The organism is Rhodanobacter sp. Col0626 (assembly GCF_049994385.1).
In the GTDB taxonomy this organism is placed as follows: domain Bacteria; phylum Pseudomonadota; class Gammaproteobacteria; order Xanthomonadales; family Rhodanobacteraceae; genus Rhodanobacter.
The window spans coordinates 234,613-254,150 of record NZ_CP188260.1; the positions used below are offsets into that span (position 1 = coordinate 234,613).

Here is a 19,538-nt window from a genome sequence, read left to right on the forward strand (position 1 = left end):
ACATTTATCGGCAATCTTTGGTCAGGAGGGCGGGAAGGTTCTGACCACACTGCAGCACCACGAGATCGGGAAGGCCCGAGGCCGGATCCGCCTTGCGCGCCGGGAGCAAGGCCAGCGCCGTGTCGCTGGCATGGGCTGAAGCCGTCGCGCCGGCATAGCCCTCGCCCTGCACTGCCGGGACCGCAAATTGCAGGATGTCGGCGGTGGCGGTCGGTGCGCCGGCCAGGCTGAGGACATAGTTCATGTTGTCGTCGCCGGCGAGCAGGGTTCCATCCAGCGTGACGGTCTTGCCCTTTCCGACGGCGGCATCGTTGAAGGTCGCGTCCCAGTTCGCCGCCACCGAGTCGCCCGCGATGATGCCGTCGAGTCCGAGTGCGTTGCGGTCGATGCTGGCATCGGTGGTGCCGTCATGGAGCTTGCTGGCGGCACCGAAGCTGCCGGTGATGGCGAGCAGGGCGCGGTCGATGGTGCTGGCGGTGTTGGCGGCGTAGGTCACGTCGTAGTTGCCACCGCCGTTGCCGTCGTCCACCTTCACGCCGGCGACGGTGACCGTCTTGTTGGTGCCGGCGTTCTTGTCGGCGAAGGCGAAGTGGCCGCCGTCGAGCGCGTCGTTGCCGAACAGCGTGCCGCCGATCACCGTGGCCGTGCCGTTGGCGCCGGTCGTGCCGTCATAGGTCTTGCTTACGTTGCCGGTGCCGACCGTGAGTGCCGCCTTGGCGATGGTCGCCGCGTGGCCGGTGGTGTCGGCCAAGGTGTAGTTCGAGGCCAGGCCGCCGTTGCCGCCGTCGCCGAGCGTGTAATGCGCGATGGCGGTGCGGTCGCCGGCGTTCTTGCTGTCGAACTCGCCGGTGGCGGCGACCTCCAGCGTTTCATCGTCCACCAGGCCAGTCAGCGCGCCGGAGGTGATGTCGGCCGTGGCGGTACCGTCGTAGGTCTTGCCGGCAGCAATGGTGCCGCTGATGGCCAGCATCTTCTTGTCGATGCTGCTGCGGGTGTTGTTGGCGTAGTCGATGTTGTAGTTATCACCATGGTTGCCGTCGTCCAGCGTCGCGCCGGAGACGGCCACGGTCTTGCCCGTGCCCGCGTTCTTGTCGGTGAAGGCGAAGTGGCCGCCGCCGAGTGCGTCGTCGCCGAACAGCTGGCCGCCGGTGATGACCAGCGTGCCATCGGCGTCGGTATTGCCGTCGTAGGTCTTGCTGACGTCGCTGGTGCTGACGGTGAGGCTGGCCTTGTCGATGGTGGCGGCATGGCCGCTGGTGTCGGCCAACGTGTAGTTCGCCGCCAGGCCGCCGTTGCCGCCGTCGCCCAGCGCGTAATGCGCGGTGGCCGTGCGGCTGCCGGCGTTCCTGCTGTCGAAGTCGCCGGTGGCGGTGACACCCAGGGTTTCGCTGCCAACCAGGCCATTCAGCGTGCCGGCGGTGATGCCGGCCGTTGTCGTGCCGTCGTAGGTCTTGTCGTTGGCGAGGGTGCCGTTGATGGCCAGCACTTTCTGGTCGATGGTGCTGTCGGTGTTGTTGATATAGCTGACGTCGTAGTTGCCGCCGCTGTTGCCGTCGTCCACCGTCACGCCGGCGACGGTGACCGTCTTGCCGGTGCCCGCGTTCTTTTCGGTGAAGGCGAAGTGGCCGCCGTCGAGCGCGTCGTTGCCGAACAGCGTGCCGCCGATCACCGTGGCCGTGCCGTTGGCGCTGGTCGTGCCGTCGTAGGTCTTGCTCACGTTGCCGGTGCCGACCGCGAGCGCCGCCTTGGCGATGGTTGCCGCGTGGCCGCTGGTGTCGGCCAGCGTGTAGTTCGAGGCCAGGCTGTCGTTGCCGCCATCGGCCAGCGCGTAATGCGCGGTGGCCGTGCGGCTGCCGGCGTTCCTGCTGTCGAAGTCGCCGCTGGCGGTGACGCCCAGGGTTTCGCTGCCAACCAGGCCATCCAGCGTGCCGGCGGTGATGCCGGCCGTTGTCGTGCCGTCGTAGGTTTTGCCAGCGGCCGTCGTGCCGCTGATGGTCAGCGCCTTCTGGTCGATGCTGCTGCCGGTGTTGTCGGTGTAGTGGATGTCGTAGTTGCCGCCGCCGTTGCCGTCGTCCAGCGTTGCGCCGGAGACGGTCACGGTCTTGCCCGTGCCCGCATTCTTGTCGGTGAAGGCAAAGCGGCCGCCGCCGAGGGTGTCGTCGCCGAACAGCTGGCCGCCGGTGATGACCAGCGCGCCATCGGCGTCGGTACTGCCGTCGTAGGTCTTGCTGACGTCGCCGGTGCTGACGGTGAGGCTGGCCTTGTCGATGGTCAGGCTGCCCTCGACGAAGATGAGGTTGTAGTTGTTGTCGCTGCCGCCCACCGTGTGAGCGTAGCTGCTGGCATTCGTGCCGGCGCCGCCGGACTCGCTCAAGCTGTCCAGTACGCTGGCGGTTTCATCGTTCACCAGACCCGTGACGGTGTAGCCGGACACGCTCTGAGCCTGGCCGTCGTAGCCCACCGTGGTGCTGTTGGCGGTGACGGTGGCATCGGCCTTGGCGATGGTCAGCTCGTTGTCGCCGCTGTAGGCGATGTCATAGCCGAACTGGCCGGAATGCAGCGAGCCGACGACGTGAAGGCTGCCGTCAGCCGTGCGGTAGGTGCCGGCGTCGGCGCCGTTGGTGCTGTAACTGAGCGAGCCCAGCAGCAGGCTGGGGTCCACCGGAACGCTGGTGGTGTAACCGCCGCTGGCGATGTTGCCGTCGTAAGTCTTGCCGCCGCTGGGATCGGCGCTCACCGTCACCGCGGTCATGAAGCTGCGCAGCAGCGGTGAGGTATCGCCCTCGTAGATGCGCCAGACGGCACCGCTGCCGCCGTTGGCGGACATGTCCCAACCGGCGAAGGTGGCCGCCTGCCGGAGTTCGGCCAGCGTCTTGCCCGTGCCGTGGGTGTTGCCGCTCAAGCCGGTATTGATGGCGTTGCCGTCGGCATCGGTGGTGGCGAAAAAGCTGTCGCTTACGCTGCCGGTCGGCACGCCGGACTCGATGTCGAACACGCCCACCAGGCCGCCCAAATAGTTGAAGTCATTGGGCGCGCCGGACGTGTTGGCGACAGCGCCGGTGGCGTAACTGGTCGTGACCGCTCCGTTGCTCAGGTAGCCCACCAGGCCGCCGCTATAACTGTAAAAATCCGATGACGTCACATCGCCCGTGGCATAGGTGTTGGCGATGGTGGCGTTGGCCCAGCCGACAAGGCCGCCTGCGTACCTGAAGCCCTTCACGTCACCGATGGCGAAACTGTTGCTGATGGTGCCGTCCTCTTGCCACCCGACCAGCCCGCCGATGTACTGCGCGTCAGGGGCACGGGTCGTGGTGCCCGGGAGCGGGCCTACTGCCGTACCGGTCACGTTGCCCGTGGCGTAGCTGTTGGTGATGTCGGCGCTGCTGTTACCGGCCAGCCCGCCCACGCAGCCGGGACCCGTGCTTATGCAGGCGCTGGCATTGGGGACGGGATCCTCCTTGCCGCCGTTGGTGCTGCTGCCCTGCACCGCGCCAGTGGCATGGCTGTCGGCGATCACGGCAGTTGTCGCGCCCACCAGCCCGCCGACGTAGGCATAGCCGCTGACCGCTCCCGTCGCGTAGCTGTCGGTGATGGCGGCATGGGCCTCGCCGATCAGGCCGCCGACCTTGCTGCCATGCGAGACGGTCACGCTGCCCGTGGCGTAGCTGTTGCTGACCGCCGCTGCCGCACCGGCATAGCCGATCAGGCCGCCTGCATAGCTGTCCAGGTAGGCGAAGTTCTGCCCTTGGGCGGTAACAGTGCCGGTGGCGTAGCTGTCATCCACGGCGTCATCCGCTTCGCCCGCCAGGCCGCCCACATAGATGCCGCCGTGGACCGTGACGTCAGCGGAACTGCCGCTGATGCCCGTACCGTCGCTCCATCCCACCAGACCACCGGCATGGGCACCATCTACCGTGACCGTACCGCTGGCGCGGCTGTCGATGATGCGGCCATTGCTGCTGCCGACAAGGCCGCCGCCGATGTTACCGCCACCGCCACCGATGCTCTGGTTTACCGTGATCGTCCCATCGACCTGGACATTCTTGATCACGGTACCGCTGCCGATCCCGCCAGCGAACATGCCCACGTTCTCGCCTCCCTGCACATTGGCATTGCCCAATGTGACGTTGCCAAGGCTGCCGCCCACGGCCTGGCCGAACAGGCCCACGTAGTTGGCTCCGCTGCGCGAGATCCTCAGGTCGCTGATGGTATGGCCCGCGCCGTCGAAGTTGCCGGTGAAGGCCGTCGTGCCGTTGCCCACCGGCACGAAGCCGGCGCCGCCGTTCCAACCCGCCGTGGCGCCGGCGGCGATGTCATTGACCAGCACGAAGCTGTTGCCGAGGTAATCGGCCGAGGCCATGCCCTGCAGGCCGTAGAGGTCGGTCAGCCGGTAAGGATCGTCTTCGTCGCCGTTGCCGCCGATGGCGCGCAGGAAGTTGCCGTTGCCCAGGCGGAAATCGCTCACCGAGAAGCCGGCCAGGGTGCTGCTGTTCTGACGCCAGGTGCCATGGTTCAGCCACAGGGCCGGGCCATCGATGGCCGTGTTGTTGGCGCCGTTGGCGCCTACGGTGGTGATGGCGCCCTGGGTGTCGATGACCAGCGTACCGCTGCTCCATGTCACCGACGTCGGCAACTGCACTTCACCCGCCGTGCTGCCCGGGGTGCTGATGGTGCGGATACTGCTGCCGGTGATGAAGTCGTACCCGAACTGGGAGTCGGTATACAGACCGGTGACGCGACTGTCGGTGGTGGCGGTGTAGCTGCCGTCTTGCGTGCTGCCCAGGGTCAGCGTGGAACCCTGGATGACCGAGCCGGTGCCGAGGATGTGCGCCCCGCTGGGCGCATTGGTAAACGTCGCACTGCCGATATTGCCCATGGCCGCGCCCGACCCGTCGTAATCCGGCGTGGCACTGACGACAAGCGGCGTCAGGAAGAAGCGCAGCAACGGGTAGGTCTTCCCTTCGTACATGCGGAAGGCGTTGAAACTAGGGTTGCCGGTGGGGTCGTAAGCCGTCGTGGCGGTACCATCCGTCAGGATGGCGACGCCACCCCAAAATGGACCATCCATATAGAAATTGTTGTAGGGGTCCTCGTATACCGCCTTCTGCATCATCTGTGCCGTCGTTGCGGCGCCCTGGGTACTGTTACTACCTTCATCGAAGAAATGATTTTTACCCCACAGATACTGTGCGCCTGACGTGTCCTTGTTCCAGACGCCATTGATCTCCAAACCCAGTAGACCATCAATGCGGTTCGCTGAGCCGACCAGACCTCCCGCCCTTGAGTTGTCTTCCGTCGACGTAAGCAAGCCGTTAGCTGCCCACACGTTGTACAGCGCCACAGACTGTTCGACTTGCCCGATCAGCCCGCCGACAGCGTAGACACCTGTCACCGTCCCGTCCTTCGCGTAGGCGTTTCGGATGATTATCGTAGTGCCGCTGACATCGCCGAACAGGCCGCCGACATTGAAACTTCCTGTCACATTGCCTGTGGCAAAAACGCTATCCAGGCCGCAGTAGCTACACACGGCCCATCCCACCAGCCCGCCAACGTAGGAGCCCTTGGCATTCGCTTCCGTGGACGTCACATTGCCGGTCGCATAGGCGCCGAAGAGGTAGCTGGAATTACTAGCGTCCGCCACATCCGGCGCGGTCATTTCGCCAATCAGGCCACCGAGATAGGCGCCGGCATAATAGCCGCCCCCGGCAACATCTCCTGTGGCATACACATTGTAGAGATAGGCGGCGGTGGCTCCCGCCAAGCCGCCGCCCGTTGTTTTGGCGTTCACCTTGCCGGTCGCGTAAGAGTTTCTGAGGTAGGAAGTAAATCCACCGGAGTCGTTGAATCGACCCAACTGCCCCACCAGGCCACCGACAAGACCGTAGCCGCTGACATCGACCGTTGCATGGGAATGGTCGATCGTCCCAGAAAAGCCGCCGGCCAGACCACCCACGTCGCGGTTTTGAGAGCTGAGCGTTGCGCCGGATACAGTACCGCCCTCGACGTAGGCGTTGTCGATGATGCTGGCTGTTGCGAGGCCCACCAGCCCGCCTACATCCGAGTTGCCGATGATCGTGACGTTGGTCAGTCCGACATTGATCAAGCGGCTATTCGAAATCGCACCGAAGAGGCCCACATAATCGGTATCGGGGCGATTGATGGTCAGGCGATCGATCTTGTGGCCCAGTCCGTCGAAGTTGCCCCCGAACCTCCCCCATCCGCCGATGGGAGCAAAGCTGCTACCCATCCACACGTCATGCGCGCCTGCGCTGCTGCTGCCGTCGGTGGCGCTGGCGTCGATGTCGTTGGCCAGGGTATAGCTGGCGCTCTTGTCCAGCTCCATCAGTTGCAACTGGTGGGCGTTGCGCACCACGCTGGACCACTCGGAGGCGAGCATGGGCAGCACCGTGCCGTTGCTGCCGTTCAGGCCGCTGTCGCTGTCCACCAGCACCCAGCCACTGTTGCCCGGCGTGGTGGTGAAAGTAAAGCCGGCCCAATTGGCGGCATCGCGCATCTGCGCCGTGGTCAGGCCCGCGACGTTGGTTTCGTTGGGGGAGGCATAGCCGACGCTGCTGATGCCGGCACCCACCGTATCGGTGTTCCAGTACACATTGGTCAAGGTATTCGTCGATCCGGCGCCGAATGAGCCGCCGATAATGGCGCCGGCCGCATAGGGGATCCCATTAACCACCACGGTTCCAGCGAAATAGCTGTTGCTCACGCTGCCATAACTCATCTTGGCCGCCAGGCCGCCAACATAGTTGCCGCCCGTGACGGTCCCGGTGGCGTAGCTGTCCTGGATGTTCCCCCCAGTCGCTATTAGTCCGCCGGCCCCACCACTGTTACTGCCGTTGCCCGTTCCAGCGTACGTGGCCGTGACGTCAGCCGAGGAATACACGTGACGGAGCACATCGCTGGCACGCGGATAAATATCGGCCCCCACCAATCCGCCGACGTCGCTGATGCCGGTCACCGCGCCGGTGGTGTAACTGTTGCCGACCGTGAGGTTCCCGGTCCGTCCGGCCAGACCGCCAACATAGAATCGCCCCAAAATCGACGTATTGGTCAGGCCGATGTTGGCGATGGTGGTATCCCGGATAGCGCCGAACAGGCCGATGTTGACGCTGTCCGGGCGATTGACGGTGAGCCTGTCGATCACATGGCCGAGGCCGTCGAAGCGGCCGCTGAAATATCGTTGATCGTTCGGGACATCTGACTGCGCAATGGGCATGAAACCTGCGCCGCCATTCCAGCCGGCGGTGGCGCTGGCATCGATGTCCGCGCCCAGCACGTAGTTGCGCCCCCAGTTGCCTTCCATGCCCTGCAAATCCGTGCCGGTGGTGCTGCCAGCGGCGCCCAGACTGGTGATGATGGTGTAGCCGATGGCGCTGCCATCGCTGCCCAGCTTGGTGCTGAAGCTGCCGGTAGCGGCGAGGTTGACCGGGGCGTTGATGTTGTAGGTGGACGTATTGCCCGCAGCGGAGTTGGCTTGCCCGTATTCCAGCGCCAGGCCGGCGGTGCCGCTGCCGTTCATCGGCGCGCGGATGTTGATGTTGTTCTGCGCGTCGAGCGTGAGGGTGTTGGCATGCCAGCTGACGGCGTCGTTGACGTTGATGTCGCCGGCGGTGCCGCTGCCGCCCGTGGTGCTCTGGATGATGAAGTTGCCGTTGGCCAGCGCGTTGCTGACCGCCGCGCCGGTCATGTCGCCGCCGCTGGCGGCGACGGTGAAGTCCACCGGGTCGATCAGCCAGGTGCCGTTGCTGCCGCTGTCGGCCTTGGTGGTGACGTGGACGTCGTTGGCGATCTTGACGTGCGCGGCGCTGGTGTCGATGAAGCCGCCGTTGCCGCCGTCGGGCGCGCTGGCGTCCAGCGTGCCGGCGACGTCGACAGTGCCGCTGTCCATGTCACCGAGCAGCAGGATGCGACCGTCCTGGTGCCCGACGGTGCGGGCCTGGATGACGCCGGTGTTGTTGACGGCGGTGTCGAGCAGGGCGTCTTTGGCGCGTGCGGTCATCAGCACGGTGCCGCCATCGGCCTGGATCAGACCCTTGTTGTCGGCCAGGGCGCGCAGCGCGCCTTCATCCACCTGCACGCTGAGCAGCTGGTCGCCGGCGAAATCCAGGGTGACCTGGTTGCCGGCGGCGAGCGCGGCGGTGCCGAGCCGGGCGGCGATGACGCCGCCGTTCTTCACCTGTTCGCCGAGCAGGGCCACGTAGCCGGCGCTGATGTGGCCCTCGTTGGTGACGGTGCCGCCGTTGCCGGTGAAGTGGTGCTTGCCGGCGAGAAAATCGGCATCGGACAGGCCGAGCGTGGAGGCGACCAGGCCGCCGACGCTGACCTGGGCGCCGCTGCCGAACAGCACGCCGTTGGGGTTGAGCACCCACACCTGGCCGTTGGCCTTGAGCTGGCCGAGGATCTGCGTGCCGTTGGTGCCCAGCACGCGGTTGAGGGCGATGGCGCTGCTGTTGGGCTGGACGAAGGTGACGCTGGCATCGCGGCCGATGTCGAAGCTCTGCCAGTTGATGGCGAGGTTCTGCGACTGCTGGGCGATGGTCATGCCCGCGCCACTCTGGCTGATGCGGCCGCTGCCGGCGCTCACCGTGCCGCCGGTGGGCAGGTCGGCGGCACAGGCCAGGGAGATCCAGGCCGACAGGGGAAGCAGGAGAAGGATGAGCCGCCGGCCGCCGCTTTTGCCATGGCCGCCGCTATGGCTTTTGCCGTGGCTGCTGGCGATCTCGGACGCGACCTGCCAGACGCCCAGCGCCCGGTTGAACACGGTGCGGTAAACGTGATTCATGCTTTTCCCCTGATTTTGATGGCGACATGACGAGGCCATGGATGACCGCGGTTCTCGTCGGCGCCGGTGTCGGGGCGCGTAACAGCAGGGCACATGGCCTCGCCCACGATGCAAAGCATGATAGGAAGTGCCGGATGCCCGCGGGTTCTTTCATTTCTGACAAATGCTGTCAAAGTCTGTCGAGGCCAAAGCGCCCGATTACACTTTCCGGACTTCACCGCGCTCTCGACCCGTAACGCCCGGCAAGGACCGACCGACTCCGCAGATGCGCCCTCCCTATCTCGTCGCCGTTGTGGAAGACAATCCCGGGTTGCTTGCCGACCTGGTGGAGTTTCTCGATTTGCGAGGCTTCGCCGTGAGCGGCTTCGGGGACGCGGAAGCTTTTTTCGAGGCCTGGCCGGCAACCTGTTTCGATCTGCTGCTGCTGGACGTGGCGTTGCCAGGCGTCAGCGGGCTTGAAATCGCGCAACGGGTCCGTGCGCAGGACGTGACTGGAATAGGCGGCGCTACCGGGGTCGTGATGCTGACCGCGCTGGATGCCAATGACGACCATGTGCTCGGACTGAATGCCGGCGCGGATATCTATCTTTCCAAGCGCAGTTCGCTGGAGGTGATCGAGGCGGCTTGCCATAGCGTGCTGCGTCGCCTGGATCGGCCCGATGCCCACAACTCCTCCAGTGTCGGCGAGCTCTGGCGTCTGCATGCCCGGCATTGGCAACTGCACGCGCCCAATGGCACGGCGCTGGATCTGACCCATACCGAGGCGGTGCTGCTCTTCTCGTTGTGCGAGAAACCGGGAAAGTCCGTTACGCGGGAGGCGTTGCTGTTACGCCTGGGCAAACAGGAAACACTTTCCAGCCTGCGCAACCTGGACAACACGGCGAGCCGCCTGCGGCGCAAGGTCCAGGCGGTGTGCGGCATGGAGCTGCCGGTGCGGCCAAGCTACGGAAAAGGCTACACCTTCACCGGGTACTGCGAGGTGGATCCGTGACGTGGCGGCGCGGGCGTGCGGTTCCGACGCCGGCCTGGTTGTTGTTTTCGATGCTGTATGCACTGCTGCTTATGCCGGCACTCGCATCGGCATCGGCACCTGCGTTGCGGTTGAGCGCCCACACCCCCCGGCTTTCGCTGGAGGGCCGGCTGGAGCATTTCGCCGATACGACCGGCACGTTGCCCTTCGAGGCGATACCGCGCCAATCGTTCGTTCGTCTTCCCGGCTCCCGCAGCCTGGGCTACGACACGAACGCGCACTGGTTCCGTGTCGCATTGAACCCGACCGCAGACGCTCCATCGCAGTGGGTGCTGGCCATCGGCTCGCCGGAGCTGGAAGAGGTGGACGTGTGGGTGGAGCAGCGGACGGGCGATTATCGCCACTACGCCATGGGCTATCACCGGCCCTTCGAGAATCGCCCGGTACGCACGCGCCTGTTCGCGGCGCCCGTCGAGGTATTCAGCGGCATGCATGTCTATTTCCGCGTGCACACCACCAATGCCATCGTGGTGCATGCCGAGCTGTGGCAGGTCCAGGCATTCTCCGCCCACGAAACCCGCAGCAATTTCTATCGCGGGATGTATTTCGGCCTTCTGCTCATCGTAGTGATGTTCTATTGCATCCTCGGTGCCCGCCTGCGCGAAGTCGTCATGGCCGCCTATGCCGGCTACATCGCCTCGCAGCTCCTGTTCCACCTGGGTACCAACGGTTACCTTCCGGTGCTGCTGACCGCTCATGCGGCCTGGTTCACCGATGCCTTGCCACGGATTGGCTGGCTGGGTGGGGCCGCATCCATCGTGCTGATGTGGGACAGGCTACTGAATCTGAAGCAGGCCCATCCACGCATCCACCGCCTGTACCTGTTCACTGTCCTGCTCAATATCGGCCTGTTGCCCTTCGCCCTGGCGCCCGCGCTGGTGGGTCCGTGGCTGTTGCATGTCGTGACGCTGGCGAACGCCCTCAACAGCCTGAACTTCCTCATCAGCATGGTGCTGTTGCTGAGGTTCTGGTGGCGCAGTCGCCGGGGGGAATTCATGGTGTATTTCGTCGCCTTCGTGATTCCAGCCGCCGGCGCCAGCATCAACAGCGCCATGAACCTGGGCGTGCTGTCCCAGAACGCGGTGACGTCGAACTTCTATCAGGTCGCCGTGCTGGTGCATGTGCTGGTGATGAGTTACGGCCTGGCACTGCGCCTGCGCCAGCTGCAGTACGACAAGGTGGCCGCCCAGCAGGAGTCGGCCGTGGTCACCCGACGATCTGAAGAGCAGCGCCGCTTCGTTGCCATGCTTTCCCACGAATTCGGCAATCCGCTCGCCGCGATTGACCGTGCTGCACAGATGATCCAGATAAAGCTGCAGGAATTGCCATCGCCGGAAGCGCAGCGACTGGCACAGATACGTAGCAATGCGGCGACGCTTTCCGGATTCGTCGACAACTTTCTGATGACCGAAGCGCTGGACCGCGGCACGCTCGCGTTGTCGCTCGAGCCTTGCGTCATCCGGGCGCTGCTGGAAAACGCCATCCGTCTGCAAGGCGACATGGCCGGTGAACGCCTTCTCTTCAGCGAGTGTCCCGAGGAAGCCGCGTTCGACCTCGATTCCACATTGATAGGTGTGGCGGTCGGCAATCTGTTGACCAACGCGCTGCGTTATTCCCCGCCGGAAAATCCGGTGGCGATCGGAGCCATGCTGGACGAAGAGGGCTTGCGGATCCGGGTTGTCGACCAGGGTCCCGGCATGAGCGACGACGAACTGGACAAGCTTGGCACGCCTTATTTCCGCGCTGCCTCATCGCTGGGCAAAAAGGGCAGTGGCTTGGGATACCACTTCACGCGGCGCATCGTGGAAGCCCATGGCGGCACCCTGACCGTCTGCTCTCCCGCCGGTTCCGGACTGGAAGTGGAGATTTTTCTGCCGTCGTGAATCGCCGTTGTCGAGGCTGCGCAGGGATGGTCTCGCGGATCGCGCACAACAGGAGCGCATGGAGCCAGCCTAGCCAATCCGCTCCCGAAGTATCCGGCTCGTTCTTCTGTGGAACCTCCTCGGGAAAGACTACGAGAAAATTCCAGTTCTGGAGTCAGGTAACTGGTGAGGGATTACGGTCCAATGTTGGTGAAGACAATCGGGGTCGACTTGTCCGCACGCTCTCCGGAGGCGGCGTGGAAATTGTTGAGGATTCGGTCAACGCTGGCTGACCCACGTCACGAAGAACGGCAGCTCTCGGTGTGTGGCATCCACCGGTTGAATCCGCCGTCGGAAGCGGACGTTTCAGTTAGAGCTTGCTCAACTCGCCCACACCCAGGGCTCGACCACCGAGGTTCAGGTTGTCCGTCTCGCTGGGTTGCTGAATCTGGAATGTGATCTGACCAATACCACCCGTGCCGACACAGTCGCTCGTGGCATGAAAGTGCTGATCTGGATCGGCCCTGATCATTTGCAGCAAGTTGATAAGGCGATCGATATCCGGGGCTGACAGTCCTACTTCGATCTCAACCCATCCGTTGTTCCAGTCTTCCAACGAAGCTCGCACCGATCCCTCCCTGACTCTAAGACGGCCAATCTACCAACTTGTTGATGTCTGCTTCGAATGGCGAGCATTTCCATGCTTCCCTATGGGCGAAGCAGCAATGTCTTGGTTGCTAGTGGCCAAACTATGGTCAACCGCGCAATCTGGTCATCCCAGCAGTTAATGTCACGAAATACCGGCAATAAGTGTCGCTGGGAGTGGAGTCTTGACACTTATGGCCTGCATATTACAGCCAAATACTGACACTGTGCACTATGGGCGGCCCTTGAGAAGTCATGACGGCGAGGTCAATCTCAGCAGGTGGACTAACAGGATAGGTGCGCGCGAAGTGAGCATCGCGGCGGCGAAACGCCGCTAAACTTGACAGAAATCGCCATCCGACAGCGCGCACACGCTTCACCAAGGTGAGGTGCGGACCCACTGTAGTAATGTCGTTACGAAGGGGGGGTGATCAGATCATTCCCAGGAGTGGTTGGAACAGACTGGTCTGTCTCTTGACCCAATTTGTCGAACAATTTGGAAATACGACAAATTTCGAGATCAAGCATTTGAGTCATGCTGGGCCAGCTATTAAGAACAGCAGCGCTTGATCTAGAACGACGGTAAATGAAAGGTGAATCACCTCTAACAAATAAAAGGGATCCATCCCAATTGTAGCTTCCGAAAAAAAAATCATCAGCGTCTGCTTCTGAAACCCGGCTATATGTATTTCCCTCCAGTATGTCAAATGGTTGACGGTTACTTGAATCTCTTGAAAAATTAGACCGTCTACCGGCGACCGATAATGCCCCTTGGTAGGCAATCAAGCCATTGTGATTTAGCAGAAACTCAGCGATTACCTCAGGAACGCGCCGGGACAATTTAATTTCAAGTTCGTCTAGGTCGCTCGCAGTAAGCGCAGAGAAAAGCACATGCAAGTATGCTGACTCGCCAACATGCGGTAGCCTCCCCAATAATTCCGTACCATCAGGCAGAGTATCTACCCCTAAAACCCTAGCATCGTGCAATATCTCTACAAAGGTCTGCACTTCATTCTTCCTCCGATATTGCCGTTCTCAGCGCGCGCCCAACTCCATCAATAGCACTTTCTGCGGCAGGATTCGACCTATTTCGAGGTCCTCCGCTACGGTTAAGAAGCTCACCATTAGTTGGATTTCTCCAATTACTCCCATGGCTCTGAAAATGTTCCGATCGATTTTCAAAACGGATGTTATCGGCCTCGCCCGCAAGCTCCGGCATTGCTTGGACGCTGTTTATATGGTGACCCTCGTAACCTGGAACTTTATTGCACAGACGCCGCGAGCACGATCTGCAGTACCGCCAACCACAAAGTGAGGCGAAGTTTCATGGCGAGTTCCTGGCGTGGCGAGTGATCGAAGGGCCTAGAAACAAGGCGATGTGTCCCAACTGGAGCGAGCCCTCACGGCAAGTACCGTCCCCGATGGGAATGTTGTGCGCACCCGCACACATGTAAGGCATGTTCGCTCTAGCGGAGCTAGTAGACAGCCTCTGACGAGATGCCGAGCAGCATCCCTGCGTAGCGTCAATCATCCCTGTATCCCCTGACCGAACCTTGCGTTCGATACTTTGAACCTAACAGGGTCCTTTGAGCCGCGCAACACCATGAAATCTTCTAACAGCTCGGAACGAGGTCGTATATGCCGGCTTTCATATAGAGCGAGTCGACTTTGACGTCTAGGGCAACGCGAGCCGTGCCGCTGTTTGTTAGCGAGGGAACGATGCAGCAGAAGGTGTCCTCGATCCAGAACAGCTATTACCTGTCCACTGTTTATCGGGAGGTACTCACGTCGCCGCGACACGCGTTGGTGTTGTACGGCTGGGGGCTTGGAGAGCACGATCGGCATCTGCTGAAACGAATGCGCGGAACCGGAATTCAACGGGTTGCGGTCTCCGTTTTTCGTGGCGATCAGGTCTATTGCGACTACGCGTATCAGGTCATTCAGGATGATTTGGGCTCGATCCATGTGGACTTCTTTGATAGCGAAAGCCCTGGATGCTGGATTCACGCCATGCCACCACCTGTGCCGGGGCTGGGCCAGTTCGAGATCTAATACGATCCTGTAGCCTTCCAAGTTGCAAAGTTATGTGAGGAAGTGTGCATTCCGGATGTCCGCTTCCAGTTGTGGATTCAACCAATCGCTCAACCCATAGCACCGTAAGGCGACTCTTGGCCGGTAGTGGCCAAGGAATGAAGCTGATCAACTCCCCCGCAAGCTGATCATGAGCGATCGTCTCTGGTGATCAGGTTCGGTGATGCACGCAACAGGGGAAGACAATGGATCAAATGCTGTTGAAGAAAGCTGGCTACACCCTGCGGGAGTCGCTGTCCGATATCGAGTCGATCAGCTTTTCCTGCATTCAGCCATCGTTCGTGTGGCCCAACGCCAGGGTGCGCGACCTGCACGATTCACTTGTGGTTGTCGCATGAGTAAGACGTTACCCGTGCTGATAGCTAAGGCCTTGGCAGACAATGGTTATGACTTGGTATCAGTGACCGATGACGGCTGGTTTGCCGCCGAAGTCAGCGGTTCGCCTGCCAAGGTACTGGTCTGGGCTAACGAGGCTGGCGTGATGTTGGCGCTGCCTGAACATGGTATGGCGACAGCGATCGGCTTGGCTCCGTCAGATCAAACACAGCCCTTGGGGATGGCCAGCCTGGGAGTGGCAAGAGGTGCCGCGCAGGTCTACGAGGCCTTGCGCGTCCTCCATTCGCTGCAAACACATCCTGCGACCGTTCTGTCTGCGCGACTTGAAGCGCGGTTAGCGGCGGTGCCCGCGACTGAGCGAACACGCGAGGTGCGCCAGCGTATCGGGCAGGACGTATTTCGCGAAGCCTTGATGGATCTTTGGCAAGGCCGCTGTGCCGTAACCGGCCTGGCACTGCCACCGGAGTTGCTGCGCGCCAGTCACGCAAAGCCGTGGGCAAAGGCTAGCGATACTGAAAGGCTAGATCCGCTCAACGGCCTGCTGCTATCCATCCATCTGGATGCGATGTTCGACTCGGGCTTGATCGCCTTCAGCGATAAAGGGACGTTGTTGTGCTCCCAAAGCTTGAGCATGGTAGCCCGCTCACATTTTGGGATTGAAGGCGGGCTCCGACTCCGGACACATACCCCGGGTCATTTACCGTATCTCGCTTGGCATCGAGAGTTCGTATTCCGCCACGAGGACGAATAACTGTTCCTCGAACCATTCCACCCAACTTACAAACTCTCTTCTGGCTCGCTGCAGCGAATTACCAGCAAAAAGTGTCAGTCGGATTACCAGCGAAAAGTGTCAAAACTGACAGCAATCGCTGGGATGACCAACAATCTGGGAAAAATGGCTCTGGCGTTGGTGGCCCACCATCAACCAAAAAAATGATCTAAGTTATTGCGGAATAAGTGGATTTGTTCTAGTAAAAGTATGACTTACTCACATTGTTACTCACTAGGAGATCGGTTGGCCGATGCACGGTCTGAGTCGTTCTCGACCTCGCCGATATAGCAGTAATGCAGGCATCCGCGCCGCCTTGCTAATTTCCCGCCGAATTCTCCTACCATCATCGACCGGATGCAGGTCTGCGAGCCTGTTAGTGTGATCGATGACTTACCTGTGCCTTCGTGGGGGGGCCGGCGCGCTCAAGTTGGCTCTCTTGTGATTTCGCAGGCCAGTCAAGGTCCGCTAGGTGGAGTGGGCACAATCGGTCTGGACGGCGGTCGGGGATCCGAGCGACCCCAAGACGTTCGTTGGGCCGCTGGTTGCTCAGCGTGGTAATAACGCGAATACCCAGCCCATCGTTCCAGCTCGAGCCAGCGTGCCTAGGCATCGCTGGCGGCTCGTTGGTTCCCCCCGATTATATCTGCGCGGGCCTCGCGCAATGCCTCCTAGGTACCGTCAAGCACTTCACGGTCGAGGCGCATACGCATTTCAGACTGCAACGCGTGGTCGCCGACGTGAAGGAACTGGCTGCCGTGCAACGCGCACATCGGTGTGCCGAACTCTTCGGTCTCCGCAACCAGCAAGACCGCACCTCTCGCTGGCGAAAACGTTGTCATGGGCTGCTGCCGAGCGGTGCGCATCAAGGTGGTCAGTTCAAACCCGATCAGTACGCCGCTATACGCGAACTGGGGCGGATGCGGCCATGCTGGAAGCGACTGCCGCGAGATCCAGGCGCACGTTCCGCTGGGCCGTCTCGGCACGCCACAGGCACCAAGACTCGATGACACCTTCACCGACGATGCTCTCCGATCTCACAGTGTCCGCAGCTACTGCTGGTGGCGAACGACGAGATACATGTTACCGAGGGTCAGATTTTGGCCGCTTACCGTGCCGCTGGATAGCTGCTAACCCATTCAATCAAGACGATCAGTCAGCTTCTTTAATCACCAACTGCATCGAGTGCAAGCGCTGCATCAGCTGCGTCTGCAGGTCCACTGACAATAGCCGCGAGCTAATTTCGATATGTCGGTAGCGTGTAATACCGATCCCTTGCTCGCGAGGAGGTATTGAAGCAAGATCGGCGGATGTTTTTCTACAAACTCGTTAGACGTTTCACAAACATGCACAGGGGAAAGTTCATGAGTTACGTTCAGTCCGTCATCACGCCCGGCGAGTCCGTGGTTGCTCAAGCAAAAACTCACTGGTTTATCTACGTCGGGCCTGCATTTTGGCTTTTGCTATCGCTCATCTTCATGGCTGCAGTACCGCCTCTCGGCGTCATCTTGCTAATCCTCTCGTTAACGCTGCTCTTCCGGGCGTGGTTGTATGCGTACTCTACGGAGCTTGCAGTTACGTCGAAACGTGTTATTGCAAAATTCGGGTTCATCCGGCGAAACACTGTCGAACTGCGCCACGATAAAGTCGAGAGTCTTCACGTCAAGCAAGGAATCATCGGGCGCATTTTTGACTTTGGCAGTATCGTAGTTACCGGCTCGGGCGGCACGAATGCTCCAATCCCCTACATCGCTAATCCACTCAAGTTTCGTAGTGCTGCACTTACGGGCATTGAGGCGCCTGCTGTCTAACCACTCGTCCAAGCGGGCGCGCGAAAGGTCGCGCGCCCGCTTAACTTAAGCGTTAGGTTTCTGATGCCATATCCATCCGCTATCGCAGTGAAGTTAACAGCCATCTACGAAGATCTCCTTTGGCTATCCAATCGGCCGCATGTAACGCCAGCGCGTGCGAGAGCGTGGTACTCCGCAGTTTGGTCCGAGGTATTGAAGACTAAGGTTCGAGTGTTCTCTGGGCGGGTTTCCCTTGCGTCCCTTCAGGATCTCAACGGCCCGCTCTGTCTAGAACACTTCAACAGGCTGTCCGGCTCGCTTACGTCTCTTCTAGCGAGGCACGTTGCAAGTCAGGTCAACAACGCTGCCGAGTTCGTCGCTCTTATTGAGTACTGCGAAAGGGTAAACATCACGACTGCAGTCGAAAACCGAAATGTGCAGACCGCGAACGGGGACTACGAGATGGCCGGCATACATCTGGTTGAGTGGAAGGACGTCCTGGCTGCAGACCGTGCTCTCCTGTGGAAAGGATGGCTACGAGGCAAGGTAGCAAATGCAGATGAGTATGCGTCGTGAGCCGACTCCCAGTCCTCTTTCAGGCGATCACCGCTTAACTTATTAAGCGTTGAACGTCTGCTTCTGGAAAGTAACCACATTCCGGGCGCAGCCTTTCATCTACGCCGTGGAACGTGGTTCGCCTTAGTCTCAGACCGCCTTCTTGGCGGCGACTTTTGCGACTTTCTTAGCGTTTCTTTTGACGGCCTTCGCTGGAGCCGCTTTGGATGCGCCATCGATCAGGAGGTTCTCGATCGTGCTGCCGCGCGTCTTCAATGCCTGCACAAACCACAACGGTCGCTTGCCACGACCCGACCACGTCTGGGTAGCGTCCGCAGGGTTGCGATACTTGGGGGCTACTACCGACTTCGACCTCTTGGCGCCTTTGCCGCCACGTGTCGGATACACGTCGGTCAGCGTAAGGCTGCTGCTTTTCAGCAAACGCTCGATTTTTTCCCGTACCGTTTTGACGTGACTGATGTGAGCAGCCTGCATCTGCGACTGAGCATTTGCGATGAGTGTTTTGAGTTCGGCAGGGGACAGCGTTTCAAGCTTAACAGTCATGATTTTTCTCTTTGGCAGTGGAGGTCAGAAACAAAAGTCTATCCGAGCGAGCAAGAATTCGCCTGCAAAAAGAAAGGTTGTCCGCAGATGCGCCCTCCCTATCTCGTCGCCGTTGTGGAAGACAACCCCGGGTTGCTTGCCGACCTGGTGGAGTTTCTCGATTTGCGAGGCTTCGCCGTGAGCGGCTTCGGGAACGCAGAAGCTTTTTTCGAGGCCTGGCCGGCAACCCGTTTCGATCTGCTGCTGCTGGACGTGGCGTTGCCAGGCGTCAGCGGGCTTGAAATCGCGCAACGGGTCCGTGCGCAGGACGTGGCTGGAATAGGCGGCGCTACCGGGGTCGTGATGCTGACCGCGCTGGATGCCAATGACGACCATGTGCTCGGACTGAATGCCGGCGCGGATATCTATCTTTCCAAGCGCAGTTCGCTGGAGGTGATCGAGGCGGCTTGCCATAGCGTGCTGCGTCGCCTGGATCGGCCCGATGCCAACTTCTCCAGTGTCGGCGAGCTCTGGCGCCTGCATGCCCGGCATTGGCAACTGCACGCGCCCAATGGCACGGCGCTGGATCTGACCCATACCGAGGCGGTGCTGCTCTTCTCGTTGTGCGAGAAACCGGGAAAGGCCGTCACGCGGGAGGCGTTGCTGTTACGCCTGGGCAAACAGGAAACACTTTCCAGCCTGCGCAACCTGGACAACACGGCGAGCCGCCTGCGGCGCAAGGTCCAGGCGGTGTGCGGCATGGAGCTGCCGGTGCGGCCAAGCTACGGAAAAGGCTACACCTTCACCGGGTACTGCGAGGTGGATCCGTGACGTGGCGGCGCGGGCGTGCGGTTCCGACGCCGGCCTGGTTGTTGTTTTCGATGCTGTATACAGCAGACGCTCCATCGCAGTGGGTGCTGGCCATCGGCTCGCTGGAGCTGGAAGAGGTGGACGTGTGGGTGGAGCAGCGGACGGCCGGTTATCGCCACTACGCCATGGGCTATCACCGGCCCTTCGAGAATCGCCCGGTACGCACGCGCCTGTTCGCGGCGCCCACCGAGGTATTCAGCGGCATGCATGGTATTTCCGAGTGCACACCACCAATGCCATCGTTCGCTAG

13 protein-coding genes and 1 pseudogene are annotated in these 19,538 nt (G+C 61.2%); 8 read left to right on the top strand and 6 right to left on the bottom strand.

Translation table 11 applies throughout. The annotated features are described in order from the left end of the window. Positions 1-4 precede the first annotated feature (4 nt). Positions 5-8,797, bottom strand: coding sequence for a YDG domain-containing protein (locus ACPPVV_RS01005; protein ID WP_426701625.1), 8,793 nt, complete (start codon positions 8,795-8,797; stop codon positions 5-7). 265 nt (positions 8,798-9,062) lie between these two features. Between ACPPVV_RS01005 and ACPPVV_RS01010 the strand changes: the two genes are divergently transcribed. Further along, positions 9,063-9,788 carry a response regulator transcription factor gene (locus ACPPVV_RS01010; protein ID WP_426701626.1) on the top strand — a complete coding sequence of 242 codons (726 nt, stop codon included), beginning with the start codon at positions 9,063-9,065 and terminating at the stop codon, positions 9,786-9,788. Beyond that, on the top strand, positions 9,785-11,710 hold the full coding sequence (locus ACPPVV_RS01015) for a sensor histidine kinase (RefSeq protein ID WP_426701627.1): 1,926 nt from the start codon (positions 9,785-9,787) through the stop codon (positions 11,708-11,710). The genes ACPPVV_RS01010 and ACPPVV_RS01015 overlap by 4 nt, the downstream gene beginning before the upstream one ends. Before the next feature lie 349 nt (positions 11,711-12,059). On the opposite strand, the gene ACPPVV_RS01020 is transcribed toward ACPPVV_RS01015, so the two are convergent. From ACPPVV_RS01020 to ACPPVV_RS01030, 3 genes are all read right to left on the bottom strand, one after another. Then, on the bottom strand, positions 12,060-12,305 hold the full coding sequence (locus ACPPVV_RS01020; protein ID WP_426701628.1) for a hypothetical protein: 246 nt from the start codon (positions 12,303-12,305) through the stop codon (positions 12,060-12,062). A 443-nt stretch (positions 12,306-12,748) separates the two neighbouring features. After that, positions 12,749-13,342, bottom strand: coding sequence for a hypothetical protein (locus ACPPVV_RS01025; RefSeq protein WP_426701629.1), 594 nt, complete (start codon positions 13,340-13,342; stop codon positions 12,749-12,751). Position 13,343: 1 nt separating this feature from the next. Continuing rightward, positions 13,344-13,607, bottom strand: a complete 264-nt coding sequence (locus ACPPVV_RS01030) for a hypothetical protein (protein ID WP_426703136.1) — start codon at positions 13,605-13,607, stop codon at positions 13,344-13,346. Positions 13,608-14,053: 446 nt separating this feature from the next. Between ACPPVV_RS01030 and ACPPVV_RS01035 the strand changes: the two genes are divergently transcribed. The 3 genes from ACPPVV_RS01035 (at position 14,054) to ACPPVV_RS01045 (ending at position 15,512) form a co-directional block, all read left to right on the top strand. Next, a complete protein-coding gene (locus ACPPVV_RS01035; RefSeq protein ID WP_426701630.1) occupies positions 14,054-14,386 on the top strand; it encodes a DUF4917 family protein in 333 nt (110 codons plus the stop codon). Positions 14,387-14,610: 224 nt separating this feature from the next. Next, complete coding sequence (locus tag ACPPVV_RS01040; RefSeq protein WP_426701631.1) at positions 14,611-14,763, top strand: hypothetical protein; 153 nt, start codon at positions 14,611-14,613, stop codon at positions 14,761-14,763. Next, a complete protein-coding gene (locus ACPPVV_RS01045; protein WP_426701632.1) occupies positions 14,760-15,512 on the top strand; it encodes an HNH endonuclease in 753 nt (250 codons plus the stop codon). Before ACPPVV_RS01040 ends, ACPPVV_RS01045 begins: the two co-directional genes overlap by 4 nt. A gap of 689 nt (positions 15,513-16,201) precedes the next feature. On the opposite strand, the gene ACPPVV_RS01050 is transcribed toward ACPPVV_RS01045, so the two are convergent. Continuing rightward, positions 16,202-16,372, bottom strand: a complete 171-nt coding sequence (locus tag ACPPVV_RS01050; protein WP_426701633.1) for a hypothetical protein — start codon at positions 16,370-16,372, stop codon at positions 16,202-16,204. A 522-nt stretch (positions 16,373-16,894) separates the two neighbouring features. On the opposite strand from ACPPVV_RS01050, the gene ACPPVV_RS01055 reads away from it, so the two are divergent. Further along, the gene (locus ACPPVV_RS01055; RefSeq protein ID WP_426701634.1) at positions 16,895-17,341 is read left to right on the top strand and encodes a PH domain-containing protein; all 447 of its coding nucleotides are present in this window, start codon (positions 16,895-16,897) and stop codon (positions 17,339-17,341) included. Positions 17,342-18,025: 684 nt separating this feature from the next. Here ACPPVV_RS01055 and ACPPVV_RS01060 read toward each other — a convergent pair. Then, positions 18,026-18,439 carry an H-NS family nucleoid-associated regulatory protein gene (locus ACPPVV_RS01060; RefSeq protein WP_426701635.1) on the bottom strand — a complete coding sequence of 138 codons (414 nt, stop codon included), beginning with the start codon at positions 18,437-18,439 and terminating at the stop codon, positions 18,026-18,028. Between the two features lie 87 nt (positions 18,440-18,526). Here ACPPVV_RS01060 and ACPPVV_RS01065 point away from each other — a divergent pair, with 87 nt between their 5' ends. Further along, positions 18,527-19,249, top strand: coding sequence for a response regulator transcription factor (locus tag ACPPVV_RS01065; protein WP_426701636.1), 723 nt, complete (start codon positions 18,527-18,529; stop codon positions 19,247-19,249). Beyond that, a pseudogene (locus ACPPVV_RS01070) lies at positions 19,246-19,470 on the top strand (7TMR-DISMED2 domain-containing protein); the annotation flags it as partial. The gene ACPPVV_RS01065 and the pseudogene ACPPVV_RS01070, both read left to right, overlap by 4 nt. Positions 19,471-19,538: the final 68 nt, after the last annotated feature.